The sequence below is a fragment of the Streptomyces bobili genome (assembly GCF_002154575.1).
Lineage (GTDB): Bacteria > Actinomycetota > Actinomycetes > Streptomycetales > Streptomycetaceae > Streptomyces > Streptomyces bobili.
Map to the genome: position 1 here is coordinate 548 of NZ_MUBA01000317.1, position 1,562 is coordinate 2,109.

Sequence of the window (1,562 nt, forward strand, 5' to 3'; positions counted from 1 at the left end):
CGACGGCTACCGCCACACCGTGGAGAACTCCGTCTACGTCCGTGAGGGCAGCCAGGGCCTGGGCATCGGACGCGCTCTGCTGGGCGCCCTCGTCGACGCGGCTCGCGCGGCCGGCCACCACAGCATGATCGCCGGTATCGAGTCGGGCAACGCCCCGTCGGTCCGGCTGCACCGGCGGTTCGGGTTCACGGAGGTGGGCACGGTGCCCGAGGCGGGACTGAAGTTCGGCCGCTGGTTCGACCTCACGCTCATGAGGCTGGCGCTGGAGGGCTGACCGCGNNTCGGCCCTGAGGAAGGCGTCCGGGGTGTGATGGGCGCGGCGGGGCGCCTCAGCGGCTGCGGATGGCGCTGGTGGTGAAGAATCCGGTGGCGGCGGCGGTGATCAGGGCGCAGACGGCGAGAAGGATCGTACGTCGCATCGAAGTGCCTTTCCCGAGGGTGATGGTTGGGTTCTGCACAACGCGGGACGGCCCCGAGCCGCTTCGCCGCCCGGCCGATGCCACCCGTACGGACGCGCCCGGTGGGGCGTGCGGAGGGCGTGGGGCCTCGGGAGCCGCCGCGNNCCGCCGCCGTCTGTGGGTGGATCGGTGAACAGACGTTGGTGACAGGGGGAGGACTTGTCGTGCTGACCATCAATGTGGCGGTGCTGCTCGCGGTGATCATCGTCGTGCGGCTGCGGCGCCGGACCGAGGCACGGAGCCGTAACGACGAGCAGGTGACCGTGCTCATCGTGCTGGTCTTCGGTGTTCTCGTCGCACCCACGGCCTTCGGACAAGGTGTCGCGGACGTGGTGGGACAGCTCGCGACCGGGCTCACGGAGGCGGGCCGTTGAAGCATCCGGCGGGCCCGGTGTGACCGTCCCCATTGCGGTGCCGGTGCGGTGCCGCGAACATCGGCTCACACGAATTTCCGAATAACTGTTATCCGGGGCCCCCGCGGAGATCTCCCTTGTCACGGACAGCACGTTCGGCGTCGACGACAGGGAAGCGGCAATGAGTACTCAGCACACGGTGGAGCAGGCGGCCCTGGTGACCGCGGCCAGAGGGGGCGACCCGGCGGCGCAGGACGCTCTGGTCGGCGCGTACCTTCCGCTGGTCTACAACATCGTGGGCCGGGCGCTGAACGGCTCGGTGGACGTGGACGACGTGGTCCAGGAGAGCATGCTCCGCGCGCTGGACTCCCTGACCGCGCTGCGTGACCCGGAGAGCTTTAGGTCCTGGCTGGTGGCCATCACCATGAACCAGATCCGTGCGCACTGGCAGCAACGGCAGATCGCCCAGGGTCCCGTCGAGGAGGCCGGGGACCTGGCCGACCCGGGCGCCGACTTCGTCGATCTCACCATGACGCGGCTTCAGTTGTCCGGCCAGCGGCAGGAGACCGCCCGCGCCACCCGCTGGCTGGAGCCCGACGACCGGAGCCTGCTGTCCCTGTGGTGGCTGGAGTGCGCCGGTGCGCTGACCCGCGCCGAGGTGGCCGAGGCGCTGGAACTCTCCCCGCAGCACACCGCGGTCCGCGTACAGCGGATGAAGGCGCAGTTGGAGGCCGCCCGTGTCGTCGTGCGG

General features: G+C 70.4%; 2 protein-coding genes and 1 pseudogene (1 of these 3 cut by a window edge). All 3 read left to right on the forward strand.

Annotated features, from left to right (window positions below):
- The coding region (locus BZL64_RS24595) for a GNAT family N-acetyltransferase (RefSeq protein WP_143663304.1) at nt 1–274 on the forward strand (274 nt) is incomplete at its 5' end.
- Between the two features lie 348 nt (nt 275–622).
- Nucleotides 623–832 (forward strand): hypothetical protein, encoded by a 210-nt coding sequence (locus BZL64_RS24600; protein WP_086771375.1) that lies wholly within the window; start codon nt 623–625, stop codon nt 830–832.
- Nucleotides 833–992: 160 nt separating this feature from the next.
- Nucleotides 993–1,562 (forward strand): annotated as a pseudogene (locus BZL64_RS24605) (RNA polymerase sigma factor); its annotated part runs 533 nt beyond the window's last position; the annotation flags it as partial.